Annotated in this window: 14 protein-coding genes; 9 read left to right on the forward strand and 5 right to left on the reverse strand. The window is 68.8% G+C overall.

The features are described 5' to 3' along the window. Positions 1-12 precede the first annotated feature (12 nt). Both ABD893_RS10560 and ABD893_RS10565 read left to right on the forward strand, forming a co-directional pair. Positions 13-1,050: an NYN domain-containing protein gene (locus ABD893_RS10560; protein ID WP_345079457.1), complete on the forward strand. Its 1,038-nt coding sequence runs from the start codon at positions 13-15 to the stop codon at positions 1,048-1,050. A gap of 80 nt (positions 1,051-1,130) precedes the next feature. Continuing rightward, positions 1,131-1,505, forward strand: a complete 375-nt coding sequence (locus tag ABD893_RS10565) for a DoxX family protein (RefSeq protein WP_345079460.1) — start codon at positions 1,131-1,133, stop codon at positions 1,503-1,505. Between the two features lie 12 nt (positions 1,506-1,517). On the opposite strand, the gene ABD893_RS10570 is transcribed toward ABD893_RS10565, so the two are convergent. Continuing rightward, positions 1,518-2,684 (reverse strand): benzoate/H(+) symporter BenE family transporter, encoded by a 1,167-nt coding sequence (locus ABD893_RS10570; protein ID WP_345079464.1) that lies wholly within the window; start codon positions 2,682-2,684, stop codon positions 1,518-1,520. Between the two features lie 61 nt (positions 2,685-2,745). Between ABD893_RS10570 and ABD893_RS10575 the strand changes: the two genes are divergently transcribed. The 5 genes from ABD893_RS10575 to ABD893_RS10595 all read left to right on the forward strand — a co-directional run bounded on the left by ABD893_RS10575 (position 2,746) and on the right by ABD893_RS10595 (position 9,396). Continuing rightward, entirely contained in the window at positions 2,746-3,708 is a 963-nt protein-coding gene (locus ABD893_RS10575) for a squalene cyclase (RefSeq protein WP_345079467.1), read from the forward strand. A 185-nt stretch (positions 3,709-3,893) separates the two neighbouring features. Further along, positions 3,894-5,543 carry an ABC transporter substrate-binding protein gene (locus ABD893_RS10580; RefSeq protein WP_345079470.1) on the forward strand — a complete coding sequence of 550 codons (1,650 nt, stop codon included), beginning with the start codon at positions 3,894-3,896 and terminating at the stop codon, positions 5,541-5,543. Beyond that, positions 5,540-6,625 (forward strand): ABC transporter permease, encoded by a 1,086-nt coding sequence (locus ABD893_RS10585; RefSeq protein WP_345079473.1) that lies wholly within the window; start codon positions 5,540-5,542, stop codon positions 6,623-6,625. The genes ABD893_RS10580 and ABD893_RS10585 overlap by 4 nt, the downstream gene beginning before the upstream one ends. An 18-nt stretch (positions 6,626-6,643) precedes the next feature. Beyond that, positions 6,644-7,687, forward strand: coding sequence for an ABC transporter permease (locus ABD893_RS10590; protein WP_345079476.1), 1,044 nt, complete (start codon positions 6,644-6,646; stop codon positions 7,685-7,687). After that, positions 7,684-9,396, forward strand: coding sequence for an ABC transporter ATP-binding protein (locus tag ABD893_RS10595; RefSeq protein ID WP_345079479.1), 1,713 nt, complete (start codon positions 7,684-7,686; stop codon positions 9,394-9,396). Before ABD893_RS10590 ends, ABD893_RS10595 begins: the two co-directional genes overlap by 4 nt. Positions 9,397-9,402: 6 nt before the next feature. Here ABD893_RS10595 and ABD893_RS10600 read toward each other — a convergent pair whose 3' ends face one another. From ABD893_RS10600 to ABD893_RS10615, 4 genes are all read right to left on the reverse strand, one after another. Next, on the reverse strand, positions 9,403-10,062 hold the full coding sequence (locus ABD893_RS10600; protein WP_345079482.1) for a (deoxy)nucleoside triphosphate pyrophosphohydrolase: 660 nt from the start codon (positions 10,060-10,062) through the stop codon (positions 9,403-9,405). A 40-nt stretch (positions 10,063-10,102) separates the two neighbouring features. Continuing rightward, a complete protein-coding gene (locus ABD893_RS10605) occupies positions 10,103-11,227 on the reverse strand; it encodes a hypothetical protein (protein WP_345079485.1) in 1,125 nt (374 codons plus the stop codon). A gap of 56 nt (positions 11,228-11,283) precedes the next feature. Further along, a complete protein-coding gene (recQ, locus tag ABD893_RS10610) occupies positions 11,284-13,173 on the reverse strand; it encodes a DNA helicase RecQ (RefSeq protein ID WP_345079488.1) in 1,890 nt (629 codons plus the stop codon). Between the two features lie 107 nt (positions 13,174-13,280). Further along, entirely contained in the window at positions 13,281-14,825 is a 1,545-nt protein-coding gene (locus ABD893_RS10615; RefSeq protein WP_345079493.1) for a DHA2 family efflux MFS transporter permease subunit, read from the reverse strand. A gap of 225 nt (positions 14,826-15,050) precedes the next feature. Here ABD893_RS10615 and ABD893_RS10620 point away from each other — a divergent pair, with 225 nt between their 5' ends. Both ABD893_RS10620 and ABD893_RS10625 read left to right on the forward strand, forming a co-directional pair. Continuing rightward, positions 15,051-16,274: a TM2 domain-containing protein gene (locus ABD893_RS10620; RefSeq protein WP_345079496.1), complete on the forward strand. Its 1,224-nt coding sequence runs from the start codon at positions 15,051-15,053 to the stop codon at positions 16,272-16,274. 156 nt (positions 16,275-16,430) lie between these two features. Continuing rightward, positions 16,431-17,813: a short-chain fatty acid transporter gene (locus tag ABD893_RS10625; protein WP_345079499.1), complete on the forward strand. Its 1,383-nt coding sequence runs from the start codon at positions 16,431-16,433 to the stop codon at positions 17,811-17,813.

Genomic DNA, 17,813 nt, shown 5'->3' on the forward strand with positions numbered 1-17,813 from the left:
CAGACTGGTCCCATGGCAGATTCACAGGATTCCCGCGTTGCCGTCTATCTGGACTTCGACAACATCGTCATGTCCTGGTACGACCGAGTGCATGGGAGGCAGGCGTACAGCCGTGACCGCCAGCGCATCGCCGAGGACCCCACCGAGCCCGAGATCGCCGAGCGGCTCGCGAAGGCGACGGTCGATGTCGGCGCCGTGATCGACTATGCGGCTTCGTTCGGCTCCCTCATGCTCACCCGCGCCTACGCGGACTGGTCCTCTCCGGTCAATGCGATCTACCGCAGCCAGCTGGTGGCCCGCGCCGTGGACCTCGTGCAGCTCTTCCCCGCCGCGGCCTATGCCAAGAACGGCGCAGATATCCGCCTGGCCGTGGACACGGTCGAGGACCTCTACCTGATGCCCGACCTCACCCATGTGGTGATCGTCGCCGGCGATTCCGACTACGTCCCGCTCGCGCAGCGCTGCCGCCGCCTGGGCCGCTATGTGATCGCGATGGGCGTGGCGGGCTCCACCGCGAAGTCCCTGGCTGCGGCCTGCGACGAGTTCGAGTCCTACGAGAACCTGCCGGGTGTGGAACGACCCGTCGCCTCGCAGCGGTCGCGCTCGCGACGCGGAGGCAGTCTCGCCGCCTCGCAGAGCTCTGGTGACACCACCAGCACCGCCGCTGGCACCGGCACCGCCGGCGGTGAGGGCGGCAGCCAGCGCACCCGCTCCCGGCGCTCGGCCGACGCCGATGCCAAGGCCCGCGCCGCCGAGGCCGCCGCGGAGGAGGCCGCCGACGCCGCGGAGGAGGCGGAGGATGAGGATCCCGGCGAGGATCCTCGCGAGGCGGCGACCCAGCTGCTGCAGCGTGCTCTGCAGCTCGGTGACCGCGGGGACAGCGACTGGCTGCACGCCTCCGCGGTGAAGTCCCACATGCGCCGGATGGACTCCTCCTTCAGCGAGAAGGCGATCGGTTTCAAGTCCTTCAACGACTTCCTCAAGGCCAATGCGGACATCGCTGAGCTCGAGGAGAGCGGACATGAGCGGCTGGTCCGGGCGAAGGACTGATCCGTCTGCTGCAGCGAAACCGTGACACGCGCCACGTCGCAGGGGGATACTGAAGGTCCCCGTCGAAGGAGGCACCTCCCATGAACCTGCTGCTCTGGATCCTCGCCTTCGTGCTCGCCGTGGTGTTCCTCGGGGCGGGCATCGCGAAGCTGATCGGTACGCGTGACCAGCAGATCAACCGCACGCCCTATGTCGAGGACTTCCCGCAGATCGTGATCCGTGGGATCGGCGTGCTCGAGATCCTCGGAGCCCTGGGTCTGATCATTCCGGCGCTGACCGGGTTCGCCACGGTTCTGGTCCCGCTGGCGGCAGCGGGCCTGGCGATCACGATGGTCTTCGCCGCGCTCGTGCACATCCGGCGTGGGGACGGTCCTCGCGCCGCACTGCCCTCGATCGTGCTCGCCCTCTGCTCGGTGTTCGTGGCCTGGTCGAGGTTCGGCCCCTACCCGCTATGACCTCTGCACCGTTCAGCCGTGCTGTCGACGACTGCGCGGACGCAGCAGGGCCCGCAGCGCGAGACCGACCAGCAGTGCCCAGAACGCCGCGCTGACCCCTCCCGCGGAGATGCCCGACGCTGCGATCAGCACTGTCACTCCGGCCGGCAGCTGCTCGGAGCGCTCCTCGAGGGCGGCGCGCAGGGAGACCACGAAGGTCGCGATCAGCGCCAGGCCCGCCACCGCCGGGATCACGCCCACGGGTGCCAGCGCGATCAGCTGCGCACAGGCGGCGGCGCCGAGCCCGAGCAGGACCAGCAGCACCCCCGAGGTGACGCTCGCGATCCAGCGCCGATCCCGGTCCTCCCCGGCCTCCGGACCAGCGGCCAGCGCGGCGGTGATCGCGGCCAGGTTGATCCCATGGCCTCCTGCTGGAGCCGTCGCGAGGCTCCCGAGCCCAGTCACCACCATGGTGCGCCGCCACGGCACCTCGTAGCCCAGACCCTTCATCACCGCGACCCCGGGCACGTTCTGCGAGGCCATCGTGACCAGATACAGAGGCAGGGCGATCCCCAGCACTGCGCCGAGAGTCAGCGCCGGTGCGGTGAGCTCGACCACCGGCTGCAGCGGGATCGAGGCCAGGCTCACCCCCGACCTGGCCATCTCCACTCCGATCACCACCGCGGCGGCGACGAAGGCGAGCGGGGAGGCCCAGCGCGGAGCCACCCGCTGGGCGATCACCCAGACCAGGACCACCGGCAACACCGCGAGCGGATTCGCCGCCACCCCGAGCACCGGACCGAGGCACAGCTGCAGCAGCACTCCGGCCAGCATCGCCTGTGCGATCGAAGTGGGGATGCGGGCCATCAGCCGTCCCAGCGGACGCACCAGCCCGGTGAGGACCACCAGCACACCTACCAGGAGGAAGGCGCCGATGGCGGCGGGCCAGCCGCCCTCGACTGCGCCGGTGGTGGCCAGCAGGGCCGCGCCCGGTGTCGACCACGCGATCGTGATCGGGAGCCGGGTCCACGAGGCGAGCAGGATCGAGGCCAGGCCCATCCCGATGCTCACCGCGAGCAGTCCGCTGGCCGCCTGCTGTGCTGAGGCGCCCACCCCGTGCAGCCCGGTCAGCACCACCACGAAGGAGCTGGTGAAGGCGACCAGACCGGAGACGATTCCGGCGGTGAAGGGACGGAGCATGAGCGCACCCTAGGCCGGGCGCGGGGTTGTCCGCGCGGCAGTTCGCGAGGAGGATCGAGCAATGACCCCTGATGATGTGATCCCTTGGCTCCTGGACACCGACCCCGCGCTGCGCTGGCAGGTGCAGCGCGATCTGCTCGATGCCCCGGAGGGGACCTGGCAGGCCACCCGTGCCCGCATCTCCCAGGAGGGGTTCGGTGCCGCGCTGCTCGCCCACCAGGACCCGGTCACCGGGATGTGGGCCGGCGGCGCATTCTTCCCCGCCGGCTTCTTCGAGGATCCCGCGAATCAGGACCTGCCTGGCCAGCCGTGGACCGCGACCACCTGGTCTCTCACCACCCTGCGCGAGTGGGGCATGGACGCTGCTCCGCTGCGTGCGCGGGGCACCGCCGATAGGCTCGCCGAGCATGCGCGCTGGGAGCACGACCCGACCCTGCCGTACTGGGGAGGCGAGTCGGATGTCTGCATCAATGCGATGACGCTCGCCAACGGCCTGTGGCTCGGTGCCGACGTCGAGCCGCTCGTGAGCTGGTTCCTCTCCCATCAGTTGGAGGAGGGCGGATGGAACTGCGAGTGGGAGAACGGCTCGCACCGAGCGAGCTTCCACTCCACGCTCAACGCGCTGCGGGCCCTGCTGCTCCACGAGCAGGCCACCGGCGGCACCGAGGCGACCCGCGCGGCCCGGGCAGCGGGGGAGGAGTACCTGCTCGAGCGGAACCTGACTCGGCGGCGCACGACGGGCGAGCTGGTAGGGCCCTGGGTGGACCACTTCCTGTATCCGCCGCGGCACATCTACTCCGCCCTGCGCGCCCTGGACCATCTCCGGCTCGCCGATCGGCGCGATCCGCGGATGCAGGAGGCGGCGGAGCTGGTCCAGGCTGCTCAGCAGAGCGACGGCACCTGGCTGCAGCAGCACTCGCTGCCCGGGGCGGTCTGGTTCGAGGTCGACGTGCCCGTCGGCGAGCCCTCGCCCTGGCTGACCCTGCAGGGGCTGAGGGTGCTGCGGTGGTGGAACGACGCCTGAGCAACCTGGCCTGAAGGGCTGGTCACGGTTCAGTCACGGGGGACGCCATGCCGAAGCGGTGCGTAGGTCTTGCAGTAGGACGCTGTTAAGTTGCGGGGAACCAGCGGTGCCTCACGTCACATGTGACGGCCCCATCCACGACGCCGTGGCTTCTGCGGCGCCTCCCTCACCCCCAGGAGGATCCGATGTTCGATGCTGCTTTCACCCCCAGGCGCCGTGCTGTGCTGCTGTCGATGGCCGGCGTGCCCGTGCTGCTGACCGCCTGCGCACAGACCACCGAGGACGGCGGCTCCGGCTCCGGCGGATCCGACGCAGGAGGCGGCGGCGAGCTGACCGTCGGCACCACCGACAAGGTCACCGCCCTGGATCCTGCGGCCGCCTACGACAACGGCTCCTCCACCGTGTGGACCCAGTGCTACTCCTACCTGCTGAACACCTCGATCGGCTCCGAGGACGGCCGGCCCGAGCCCGACCTCGCCGAGACCGCGGAGTTCACCAGCGACACCGTTTTCACCGTGAAGCTCCAAGAGGGCCTCACCTTCTCCAACGGCCACGAGCTGACCACCGAGGACGTCAAGCACTCCTTCGACCGCCAGCTCGCGATCGCGGACCCCAACGGTCCCTCGAGCCTGCTGGGCAATCTGGAGAAGGTCGAGGTCATCGATGACCTCACCGTCGAGTTCCACCTCAAGGAACCCAACGATCAGACCTTCCCCTATGTGCTGACCAGCCCCGTGGGGCCGATCGTCGATGCGGAGGTGTTCCCCGCCGACGCCGTGCTGCCGGACAACGAGATCGTCGCCGCCGACGCCTTCTCCGGCCCGTACAAGATCACCAGCTGGAAGATCAACGAGCTGGTCACCTTCGAAGCCTTCGCGGAGTACAAGGGCCTGTTCGGCACGCCCGCCACCTCGAGCGTGGTGATGTCCTACTACGCGGACCAGAACAACATGAAGCTGGACATCCAGGAAGGCAACATCGACTGCGTGTGGCGCTCGCTGTCCGCCACCGACATCGCCGACCTCCAGACCGATGACGGAGTCACCGTCCATGAGGGCCCCGGCGGCGAGATCCGCTACATCGTGTTCAACATGAAGACCAATCCCTACGGCGAGGCGACCGAGGATCCGGACCCCGCCAAGGCGAAGGCCGTTCGCCAGGCGGCCGCGGACCTGCTGGATCGCACCGCGATCTCTGAGACCGTCTACAACGGCACCTACACGCCGCTCTACTCGTACATCCCCGAGGGGCTGCCGGGCTCCGGCACTCAGTTCCAGGACCTCTACGGCGACGGTGCCGGCGGCCCCGACGCCGAGCGCGCCCGGAAACGGCTCGAGGATGCGGGCGTCGAGATCCCGGTGCAGCTCAGCCTCCAGTACAACCCCGACCACTACGGCGCCTCCTCCGGTGATGAATACGCCGCGGTGAAGAGCCAGCTCGAAGCCGACGGACTGTTCGCCGTCGACCTCCAGTCCACCGAATGGGTCCAGTACTCCAAGGACCGCACCACCGACGTCTACCCGGCGTACCAGCTGGGCTGGTTCCCGGACTATTCAGATGCGGACAACTACCTCTCACCGTTCTTCGCCACGGAGAACTTCCTGGTCAACCACTACTCGGACCCGAAGGTCGACGAGCTCATCTCGACCCAGCGCGGCACCCAGGACCCGGCGGAGCGCGAGGCGTTGTTCGTAGAGATCCAGGATCTCGTGGCCGAGGAGATCTCGACCCTGCCGCTGCTGCAGGGCGCGCAGATCGCGGTCTCCACCGCAGCGGTCCAGGGCGTCACCCTGGACTCCTCGTTCAAGTTCCGCATCTCGCCGATCTCGAAGTGAGCACCACCCTCGAGCCCGAGGTCGACGCAGCCCCCCGACGCCCGCGCACGCGAGGGTCGGGGGGCGGGCTCGGCCGCTACATCCTGGTCCGTTTCCTGCTCATCATCCCCACCATCTTCATCCTGATGACGATGGTGTTCTTCCTGATGAGGATCACCGGAGATCCGCTCACTGCGGCTCTCGGCGGCCGCCTCACCCCCGCTGAGCTCGCCGAGAGACGCGCGGCCGCCGGCTACGACCGGCCGCTCATCGTGCAGTACTTCGACTATCTCGGCGGAGTGCTGCGCGGAGATTTCGGCACCACCTACTCCGACAACACCCCGGTCTCCGAGGTGCTGACCACCTACGGTGCGGCCACCTTCGAGCTGGTCGTCTACGCCCTCGTGGTCGCGCTGCTGCTGGGCGTCCCGCTGGGGATGATCGCGGCCCGCACCCGGGACCGCTGGCCTGACGCGATGCTGCGGATCCTCGCGATCCTCGGCTACGCCACACCCGTGTTCTTCGTGGGGCTGCTGCTGAAGCTCGTCTTCTCGGTGGGCCTGGGCTGGCTGCCGGTGGCGGGGAGGCTGTCCACCGGCGGGCAGATCAGTATGAGCAAGATCCTGAATCCCACTCCGTTCTACCTGCTGGACGCGCTGCGGCTGGGTGACATGGAGCTGCTGGGTGACGTGGTCCGTCACGCGATCCTGCCGGCCGTGGCGCTGGGCATCCTCACCGGCGGCATCTTCCTGCGCCTGGTGCGCACCAACATGATCGGCACGCAGGACATGCAGTACATCGAATCGGCGCGCTCCCGCGGCGTGTCCGAGAGCCGGCTGACCACCCGGCATGCGCTGCGACCGGCGCTGATCCCGATCATCACCGTGATGGGCATGCAGGTCGCGCTGATGCTCGGCGGCGCGGTGCTCACCGAGACCACCTTCGAGTGGAACGGCCTGGGCTACATGCTCGCCGAGTACATGAAGGCCCGCGACTATGTGGCAGTGCAGGGCATCGTCATGCTGCTCGCCGTGATCGTCGCGGTCTCGAACTTCGTGGTCGACGTGATCGCCGCGCTCATCGACCCGCGAGTGAGATATTGAGATGAGTGAGGAACTGCGATGACGCTCTCGAATCCCGAGCCAGTCGGTGAGACCGATCCCGCCGCGACCGCACTGGCCGCTGAGGCGGGTGCCGTCGCCGCCCGACGGGACACCCCCTGGTACCTGCGCCTGCCGGTCATCAGCCACCTGCGCAGCAGCGTCGGCCTGCAGCGCGGCATGCTGCTCACCGGCACTGTGCTGGTCGGCATCCTGCTGCTCACCGCCCTGTTCGCCCCGCTTCTGGCGCCCTATGGTTTCGCGGAGACCTCGGTGGACGGCACCCGCTTCGGCACCCAGCAGCCACCCTCGGCCGCCCACCCGCTGGGCACCACTGTCACCGGTTTCGATGTGCTCTCCAGGGTGATCTACGGGACCCGCACCGCTGTCGCCGTCATGGCCTGCGCGGTAGCCGCCTCCCTGTTCATCGGGGTGGCCCTGGGTCTGCTCTCCGGCTATGTCGGAGGGTGGCTGGACCGGTTGCTGGTGATGGTGGCCGATGCGGTCTACGCCTTCCCCTCCCTGCTGCTGGCGATCGTGATGTCCATCGTGATCTCCGGCGGGCAGTCCAACGCCTGGGGCGGGATCGCGGCCGCCGCGATCTCGATCACCGTGGTGTTCATCCCGCAGTACTTCCGCGTGATCCGCGCCGAGGTGGTGCGGCTGAAGGCAGAGCCCTTCGTCGAGGCCGCGAAGGTCGTCGGCACCGGGCATCGCCGCATCATGGGCACGCACCTGCTGCGCAACGCCACTCGCACCCTGCCGCTGATCTTCACCCTGAACGCCTCCGAATCGATCCTCACGCTCGCGGCGCTGGGGTTCCTGGGCTTCGGGATCGAGCCCACCAGCGCCTCCGAGTGGGGATATGACCTCAATCGCGCGATGGCCGATGCGACCAGCGGGATCTGGTGGACCGGGATGTTCCCGGGCCTCGCGATCGCGTTGGCCGTGCTCGGCGTGACCCTCGTGGGTGAATCCATCAACGACCTCAACGACCCGCGCCTGCGCACCCGTCGCGGGCGCCGCAGGCAGCGCAGGAATGCGCAGAAGCAGGTGACGGCATGACCGCCACGCAGAACCCGGCCACACCGGACCAGGACCCCCGCCTGGCCATCCGCGATCTCGACGTCCACTTCGCGACCGACGGGGGTGACGTCCACGCGGTCGACGGGGTGAGCCTCGAGGTCGCCCCTGGGGAGATCCTCGCGATCGTCGGCGAATCCGGATCGGGGAAATCCGTGACGGCGCGCGCCGTGCTGGGACTGCTTCCCGAGACGGCGGAGTCCTCTGGGGCGGTGATCATCTCCGGCACCGATCTGGTGGGACTGTCCGGGGCGCAGCTGCGCGCGATGCGCGGCGAAGACGTCTCGATGATCTTCCAGGAGCCCTCGAGCGCTCTGAACCCGGTCTTCCCCATCTGGTGGCAGCTCGGCGAGGGGCTGCGCGCGCACCGCCCGAAGATCACCAAGAAGGAGATCCGCGCCGAAGCGATCCGCGCGCTCGAATCAGTGGGGATCCCCGACGCCGCCGAGCGGATCGACCGCTACCCCCATGAGTTCTCCGGCGGGCAGAAGCAGCGCATCATGATCGCGATGGCGCTCGCCCTGGGCGCCGAGCTGATCGTGGCGGATGAGCCCACCACTGCGCTGGACGTCACCGTGCAGGCAGAGATCCTCGGTCTGCTGCGCGACATCCGGGAGAGTCACGGCACTTCGATCATCGTGATCACCCACAACATGGGGGTGGTCGCGGATCTCGCTGACTCCGTCGCGGTGATGTACCACGGGCAGATCATCGAACGGGCCGGGGTGCGGGAGCTGTTCGCCAGCCCCCGTGAGGAGTACACCCAGAAGCTGCTCGCCGCGGTGCCGCACCTGGGACGCCATTCCGCGTGGACCGCGCTGAGCACCGAGCAGCAGCAGGAGATCGAGGCCGCTCCTCCCGTGGTAGTGGCGAAGGACCTCGTCATCGAGTACCCGGGCCGGATAGGCAAGCCCGCGTTCCGGGCGGTCAAGGGTGTGGACTTCCAGATCCGTGCCGGCGAGGTGTACGGCCTGGTGGGGGAGTCCGGGTCCGGCAAGACCACCATCGGCCGTGCGATCGCGGGCCTCGAGCGCACCACCGGCGGCAGCCTCAGCGTGCTGGGGCACGAGATGAATGGGATGCGGGAGAAGGCTTTCAAGCCACTGCGCCGACGGATCGGGTTCGTGTTCCAGGATCCGGCGACCTCCTTCAACCCGCACCTGACCATCGAGCAGTGCATCGCCGAACCGCTGATCGTGCATGAGCAGCAGCTGAGCCCCGCCGAGCGGGGAACGCGGGTGCGCTCCCTGCTCGAGGCGGTCGAGCTGCCCGGTGCCTACGCCGAGCGATACCCGCACGAGCTCTCCGGTGGCCAGCGCCAGCGCATCTCCTTGGCCCGCGCCCTGGTGCTGGAACCCGAACTGCTGATCGCCGACGAGCCGACCAGCGCGCTGGACGTCTCGGTGCAGGCGACGGTGCTGGAACTGTTCCGCGAGCTGCAGACGCGGCTGGGCTTCGCCGCCCTGTTCATCAGCCACGACCTCGCGGTGGTGGACTCCCTGGCTCATCGCATCGGGGTACTCTTCCGCGGCGACCTGGTCGAGGACGGCCACGGCCCGGACGTGCTCCAGCGACCCACCCACGAGTACACGCGCAAGCTCATCGCCTCGCTGCCGGTGCCGGACCCGATCGAGCAGGAGAAGCGACGGGAGGCCTTCGCCGAGGAATGGGGGCGCGGCACCGAGCGCTGAGGATAGTCAGGACGGGGAGAAGACGGGCTCGGCTCCGTCCAGGATCAGCTCGAGGATCGGCTCGTCGGGCTCTGCCCAGTCCCGCTCGGCGAGATGTGCGCGGGTGAGCCATTTGAGGGCGTCGTGGTCGGTGCTTGCGGTGGGCAGGGCGCCGCGGAGCCGCACCCAGTAGCAGTCCAGGTGGAGGGGGCGGTCGCCGACGACGGCCTCTCCGCGGCCGATCAGCCATCCCACCTCGACCTCGACGCCGAGCTCCTCACGCAGCTCGCGCGCCAGAGCCTGCTGCGGAGATTCTCCGGCCTCGATCTTCCCGCCGGGAAACTCCCAGAGCCCGGCGGCGTTCTTCCCCGGCGCGCGCCGCGCGGCGAGGATCCGGTCCCCATCGACGACTACCGCGCCGACCACGCGCAGGGGCGGCAGATCCTCGGTCTCATCGTCGTCGTCTTCCTCTTCCTCTTCACCTTCGGCGAGGCCGACGTCGTGGCTCCACCAGGAGTAGGCGCAGCTCTGGCACTCGCGGTCCGGGCCGAACCCCGTACAGCCCTCCCAGCGCACCCACGGAGGGGAGGAGTGGTAGGCCTCCGCCAAGGGCATCCCGATGATGCTGTGCAGCACCTGGTCGCTGCCGCAGCGGGGGCAGATGCCGCGTACCCATTCGAAGCTCATGCGAACAGTCTCCTGCAGGCGTATGACAGGCGACCTCCGCTCAGCTCCAGGTCACCGGGAGCTCAGGATCAGCCATGTCGACGTGCGGGACGCTCATCCCGCCGCCGAGCCACATCTCGCAGACCCCGGCCTGACCGTCCTTGGTGCAATCCATCTCGGTGTCGAGGGAACCGACCACCTCGCCCTCCACATAGGTGGGCTCGTCGTAGCTCGAAGTCGTCTCCATGGTGTCGATGGTCCGCTGGGTGTCCTCGGGCAGGGTGCGGCGCACGGTCCCTTCGGTGAGAGTCCAGCCATCGTCGGTGGAGGCCGGGAGGGTGTCGGTGCCGCAGCCGGCCTCGAGCGTGGTCTGGGCGAGGCAACCATCGACCGCCGTCTGCACGGCGCCACGGAATGCGGTCAGTCCCTCCTCGGTGAGCTGGGGCTCCGGCCATTCGGGGGAGACGAAGTGCTCGCCGATGATCACCGGATCGGTGGAGGAGGGCGCGAAGAGCTCGAGCGAGTAGGCGACCTCGTACCCACCGGGCAGGAGGTAGAGGCTCTGCCCGTCGGTCACCTCGACGCCGTTGAGCGTCATGCCGAGCCCGGAGAGCCCGTACGCCCCCACCGGGTTCGAGGAGGTGCTGGTCAGCTCGATGACGCCATCGTCGTCGTAGTCATGCACCGAGTACTCATCCGAGACGCTCACGCCCCCGACGGTGAAGGTGACCGGGACCGTACCGCTGATCAGGCCGCCATCGAGCTCCGGGGTGCCGACCACGACATCGGAGACGGGCGCGCGCTCGAGCGCCGTGGAGTAGGCCTCGACGGGCAGCAGGACGCCGTCGGCCTCGTCCATCGGAGGCAGCAGCTCGAGGGAGGTGACCGCGTCCCCGGCGGACAGCGCCGCGAAGTAGTCCGTGACCAGTGCCGTGGACTGCTCCTCGGGGGTGAGGTCCGCGGCGCTCGGCTCCGCGCCTCCGCCCCCGGCACCGCCCACGCCACGCACCACCAGGACGATGACCAGCACCAACGCCACCAGGAGGATCAGCAGGCAGCCTGCTCCAGCGAGGATGCCTACGAGGAGGCGACGGTGCTTCTTCCCTGACTCGGGCTGAGGCTGAGGCGCGAACGGCGCTCCGGGCATCGGTGACGGCGCGGTCGTAGTGGTTCCCCCGAAGATCATGCTGGTCAGTAGGACCGATAATACCGAGTGGCGGATGATGCCCAGGGGCGGGCAGGTCAGGAGGCGGGCAGTGCCGCGAGCACAGCCTCCCCGTATTCGGCGAGCTTCTTCGCGCCGACGCCGCTGACCGCACCGAGCTGGGCGACCGAGTCCGGGCGGGCCTCGATGATCCCCACCAGAGTGGCGTCGGAGAACACCATGTACGGTGGGATCTGCTTCTCCTTCGCCACGCTCGTGCGCCAGGCGCGCAGCGCCTCGAAGCGCTCCCGCTGCGCTGGCTCGAGACTCTCGGCCGCTCGAGAGGCCCCAGCGGCGCCGCGCGCGGAGCGGGAACGTGCGGGTCGGGCCGGCGTGCGATCCACGGCCAGTTCGACAGCGACCTCGTTGCGCAGCACCGGCCCAGCCTGGGAGCCGGGGATCAGCACCCCGTAGTCACCCTCGGCGTCCACGATGCCGCGCGCCAGGAGCTGGCGGATCGCGGTGCGCCATTCCTTCTCGCTGAGCTCGCTGCCGATGCCCCAGACGCTCAGCTCCTGGTGACGGGATTGGGTGGAGCGTTCGTTCTCCCTGCCCAGCAGCACCTCGATGACCTGCCCGGAGCCGAACTTCTGGCCCCGTTCGCGGTCCAGCCGGATCAGGGCCGAGAGCAGCTTCTGCGCCGCGACGGTGGCGTCCCAGGTCTGCGGCGGGTTCAGGCAGGTATCGCAGTTCCCGCAGTTCTCGAATTCCGCTGTCTGACCGAAGTAGCTCAGCAGCTGCACGCGGCGGCAGGAGACCGTCTCGCACAGGGCGAGCATCGCGTCCAGGTGCGCGCGGGCATTGCGCTTGAACAGCTCGCTGCTCTCCCCGGTGTCGATGAACTTGCGCTGGCTGACCACGTCTCCCAGCCCGTAGGCCATCCAGGCGGTGGAGGGCTGACCGTCACGGCCCGCGCGGCCGGTCTCCTGGTAATAGCCCTCGATGGACTTGGGCAGGTCGAGATGGGCGACGAAGCGGACGTCGGGCTTGTCGATCCCCATCCCGAAGGCGATCGTCGCCACCATGATCAGCCCGTCGGCGCGCAGGAATCGCTCCTGATGGTCCTGCCGCACCGCCGCGTCGAGACCCGCGTGATAGGGCAGAGCCGGGATACCCCGTGCGACCAGCGCCTCAGCGGTCTGCTCCACGCTCTTGCGCGACAGGCAGTACACGATGCCCGACTCGCCCTCATGCTCGGTGGTGATCAGCCGCAGCAGCTGTTCGCGGGGGGTGGCCTTGGGCTCGATGCGGTACTGGATGTTCGGGCGGTCGAAGCTCGAGACGAAGTGCTCCGCCTCCTGCATCGCCAGGCGCTCGGTGAGCTCGCGGTGGGTGGCCTCGGTGGCGGTCGCCGTCAGCGCGATCCGGGGCACCGCGGGGAACGCCTCGGCCAGCACCGACAGCCCCAGGTAGTCGGGACGGAAATCATGGCCCCACTGCGAGACGCAGTGCGCCTCGTCGATCGCGAACAGAGCCAGCCGCGCCCGTCGCAGCAGGTCCTGGGTGCGGGGGAGGACCAGTCGCTCCGGCGCCATGTACAGCAGGTCCAGCTCCCCGGCCAGCAGCTGCTGCTCGACGGCCTGCGCTTCATGGAAGTCGAGCGTGGAGTTGAGATAGGCGGCGCGGAGGCCGACGGCTTCGAGCGCCGCGACCTGGTCGCTCATCAGCGCGATCAGCGGTGAGACCACGATCCCGGTGCCCTCGCGCAGCAGCGAGGGGATCTGGTAGCACAGCGACTTGCCGCCGCCCGTGGGCATCAGCACCACGGCGTCCCCGCCGCGGGCGACTTGATCGATGATCGCGGCCTGATCGCCCCGGAAGGAGTCATAGCCGAAGACCGTCGAGAGGATCTCCAGCGCCGCATCCCCTTGTCCGGCCTCGCCCTCGCGGTGTGCGGAGAGCGGATCGGCGGCGCGCGAAGAGGTCATGCCGGCCACTGTATTCGGGCGGAGCGCGGGGCGGTGGCTGAGGTGCCGCGGCTGTGGAAAGCCGCACCTCCTGAACGCTGACCAGGCACCTGTGCGCGGTGGCCCGCTCAGGCGTCTTCTGTCCACGCCCCTGAGTCCACCGGCCTGCCGATCGCGAAGGAGACGAGCACGCCCACCAGCGACAGCAGGACCGGAAGCAGCATCGCGTCCGCCATGGCGGCGGCGAAGGGCGCGAGCAGGAAGGGCGGCAGGTCCGCGCTCGTCGAGTCGCTTCCCGAGGACATCGCCGACCCAGGATCGCCTCCGACCGCCTCGCTGAAGCGCACCGTGATGCGATCGCTCATGACGGTCGCGATCCCCGCTGCGCCCAGCACCGAACCGACCTGGCGGGTCTCGTTGTACACCCCGGATCCTGCTCCGGCCTGCGACGGAGGCAGGTTGCGGGTCGCCGTCAGCGACAGCGGCCCCCAGATCAGCGCGTTGCCGAGGCCCACCAGCAGGAAGGGCATCAGCAGCAGCACGATCGAGGCGTCGGGCGTCATGAGCAGGGAGAGCCAGAACAGACCCGCGGTGAGCGAGGCGAAGCCGCCCACGGCCATCCAACGCGGGTTGTACCGGGTCATGTTCTTGCCCACCACGGGCGCGAGGACGAGGGAGACCACCGCCATCGGCGCCGTCATCAGCGCGGCCTCGGTGGGGGACATCCCGAGCACCCGCTGGAAGTACAGGGTGAGGGGGAAGGAGAGGGTGAGCACGGTCGCACCCATCATGGCGATGGCGATGTTGGCGACGGAGAAGTTCCGATCGCGGAACAGTGACAGCGGCACCAGGGGCTCCCGCCGGTTCAGCGCCTGCCAGAGGAGGAAAGCCGCCATGCTCAGGATCCCGGCGATGATCAGGCCGGGGACGCTGATCGGCACCCGGGTGTCCCACGAGCCGATCCTGAGGGAGTCGGTGATCGACCCCCAGCCGTAGCTGGTGCCCTCCTGGATTCCGAACACCAGCAGGAACAGCCCGGCGGCGGAGAGCACCACGCCGAGCCAGTCGAAGGAGTGCGCCCGCCGCGCGAAACGGGGCACATTCCGCCAGGCCAGCAGCAGACCGAGGACGCCGACGGGCAGGTTGACGAAGAAGATCCATTCCCAGCCGGGCCCGTCCACCAGCAGGCCACCGACGATCGGCCCCACCAGGGTGGCGACCCCCGCCGTCGCACCCCACAGCGCGAGCGCCGGGCCACGGTCCTGGGGCGCGAACATCCTGGTGATCATGGACATCGTCTGCGGGGTCATCATGCCCGCGCCCAGACCCTGGACGACGCGGGCGAGGATCAGCATCTCGACGCTGCCGGACAGCCCGCACCACAGGCTCGCCGCGGTGAACACCGCCAGGCCCGCCACATACATCGACTTCATCCCGAGCCAGTCGCCGAGACGCCCGGTGATCAGCAGCGGCACCGCGTAGGCGAGCAGATACGCGCTGGTCACCCACAGCAGCGAGGCGAGGTCGGTTCCGAGGTCTGCCTGCATGCGCGGTATCGCCACGGTGACGATCGTGGTGTCGACGAGGATCATGAAGAAGCCCAGCACGATGGACCACAGGGCGGGCCACGGTCGATCCAGGCGTGGATCGCGGTCGAGAGCGGTGGGGAGCATACGAATCCTTCGACACGGTGGACGGTGCTCCGGGAGAGCGACGGGGAGAACAGAACGCCCGCAGTGAGCCTTCGCGTAGAGGCGGTGCGTTCGTCTGTCGCACCGGTGATTGATGATTCAGGCAGCTTGTTCGGAGGGCCGGTGGATCACCGGCGATCCACCCCGATCGGCCCCACCTTTTCACCCCTGGCGGACTCCCTGGTCCGCTGTCCTCAAGGAGCTTCGATGACCTCGATCCCGCCTCCGCCTCATGGCGGTTCCCCCCAGCAGCCGGGCTTCGGCCCCCAGACCCCGGGACAGGGCTCGCCCTATCCGCCTGCGCCGCAGCAGCCCGGCTACGGCGGACAGCCCGCCTTCGGCGGTCAGCCGAGCTACGGCGGTCAGCCGGCCCCTGCCGCCCCGCAGTTCGCTGCCGGCGCCTACCAGGGCGGGCCCAGCACCCAGCTCCCGGCGCAGCGGCCGCCGAAGGACTTCGTCGTGGCCTGGCTGCTGGCGCTCTTCCTGGGCTTCCTGGGCGCCGACCGCTTCTACCGCGGCTTCGTGGGACTCGGCATCCTCAAGCTCATCACCTGCGGCGGCGCCGGTCTCTGGACGCTCATCGACCTGCTCCTCATCGTGCTCACCGGTGGCAAGGACAGCACCGGCCAGCAGCTGGCCGGCTACGAGAAGAACAAGAAGATCGCATGGATCGTCACTCCGATCGTGCTGGTGATCGGTCTGATCTTCGGCGGGGCCAACCTCGCCACCAGCGGCGGCGGCGAGGCCTCGGGTGAGCGCGAGGAGGTCGTCGCGACCGCCCCGGCCGACGTGGTCGACGAGGAGGTGGTCGACGCAGCGCCTGTGAGCGAGGAGGCTCCGGTCGAGGAAGCCCCGGTCGCGGAAGCCCCCGTCGAGGAGGCTGCCGTCACGGAGGAGGCTCCGGTGACGGAGGATCCTGTCGAAGCCCCGGTCGTGGAGGAGGTGCCGGCTGCCGACGTTCCTGCTGCGCAGCAGGCGATGTCTGCTGCTGTCGCCCAGGGCCGCACCGATGCTGAGTCTGCAGAGACCGACCTGCAGGTCGCCAATGTTTTGAACGTGCGCAGCGACGCGATGTGCGAATCCGTCCCCGACGGTGCCGTGCAGAACTGGATCGGGACCGTGGTGACGGTCGACGCGAACGGCGAGGGCAAAGCCGTCGTGGTGATCTCGATCGAGGAAGACATCGAGATCGGCACCTGGAACAACGCCCTCTCCGATATCAGCGACAACACCCTCATCGAGCAGGGCACAGAGCTGTACGACTCGGCGCTGGCCCTCGCCCCCGGTGACACGGTGACGTTCTCCGGCACCCTCAAATCGGGCACCGAGGGGAATGACACCTGCTACTACGCCTCGAACCTCACCGAGGTGATGTCGATCGACTCCCCGGACTACATCATCAACTTCTCGGAGCTGACGAAGGTCGAGTGACCTCGGCGGATCCAGAACTGTGACGGGCCTCGGCGGCATGCCGGGGCCCGTCATCGCGTGATTCGTTCTATGGTGGTCCACGCCACAACCGCTGAGGGTCTCGTCACCGGCACAGAGCAGTGCCGACCGGCCCCACTTCCCCGAGGAGCACCCCTGATGTCCAGCGCGCCCGAAACTCGCAGCCCCCGAAAGGAGGGCACGGCGATCTCACGCGCCATGCGCCCTCTGAACCACGTGGTGGAGCGTTTCATCCCCTCCGCCCTGGTGTTTTCGATCGTCCTGACCTTCATCGTCGCGATCCTCGGACTGCTCCTCACCGACACCGGGCCCGCCGATCTCGTCGTCCACTGGGGAGACGGACTTGCCGGACTGCTGGCCTTCATGACCCAGATGGCGCTGATCCTGCTGCTGGGCCACATCTTGGCCAACACCGGACCGGTGCGGAAGCTGCTGGCCTTTCTCGCCTCGATCCCGAAGAGCGAGCTGACGGCCTACGTCTTCGTCTTCGTGGTGGCGGCTGCGGCGTCCCTCATCACCTGGGGGTTGGGCCTGGTGGTCGGCGGTCTGCTGGCCCGCGAGGTGGCCTACCAGGGACGCGAGCGCGGGCTCAAGCTCCACTTCCCGATGCTGGTGGCCGCGGGCTTCGGCGGCTTCGTCGTCTGGCACATGGGCTACTCGGCCTCCGGCCCGCTGACCGCCGCGACCGAGGGCTCGTTCCTCGCAGAATCGCTGGGCGGGCAGACGATCCCCATGTCCGAGACCGTCTTCTCCGGATGGAACATGATCGCCGCCGTGGTGACGATCCTCTTCGTCGCCGTCGCCCTGTTCCTGGTCGCTCCGCGCAAGGGCGACTCCATCACGGAGCTGACCATCGACGCCCGTGACGTGATGGACGACGGGCAGGAGAAGATCGTGACCCCGGCCGACCGGCTCGACGCGAGCCGCCTGGTGACCGGGCTGACCGGTCTCGCGCTGGTGGCGTACCTGGTGCTGCACTTCACCCGCGGCGGCACCCTGACCCTGGACACCGTGAACTGGTCCTTCCTGGCCCTGATCCTGCTGCTGGTGAAGAACCCCTTCGAGCTGGTCCACCTCACCAAGAACGCCGCCTCCAACGTGGGTGAGATCCTGCTGCAGTTCCCGCTCTATGCCGGGATTCTGGGGATGATGGTCGGCTCCGGGCTGGTGCAGGTCTTCTCCGATGCCTTCGTGTCGGTCTCCAACACCACCACCTTCGGCCTGTTCGCCTTCCTCGCGGCGGGCCTGGTGAACTTCTTCGTCCCCTCCGGCGGTGGGCAGTTCGCGGTGCAGGGGCCGATCATGCTCAATGCTGGCGCCGAGCTCGGCGTGGACCCGGCGATCACCATCATGGCCGTTTCCTACGGCGACCAGTGGACGAATATGATCCAGCCGTTCTGGGCGATCCCGCTGCTGGCGATCGCCGGGCTGAAGATGCGCGACATCCTCGGCTACACCACGATCGTGCTCATCGCCTCCGGACTGGTCTACGCAGGGACGCTGCTGATCGTGTCGCTCTGA

The organism is Brachybacterium paraconglomeratum (assembly GCF_039541415.1).
Classification (GTDB): Bacteria; Actinomycetota; Actinomycetes; order Actinomycetales; family Dermabacteraceae; genus Brachybacterium; species Brachybacterium paraconglomeratum_A.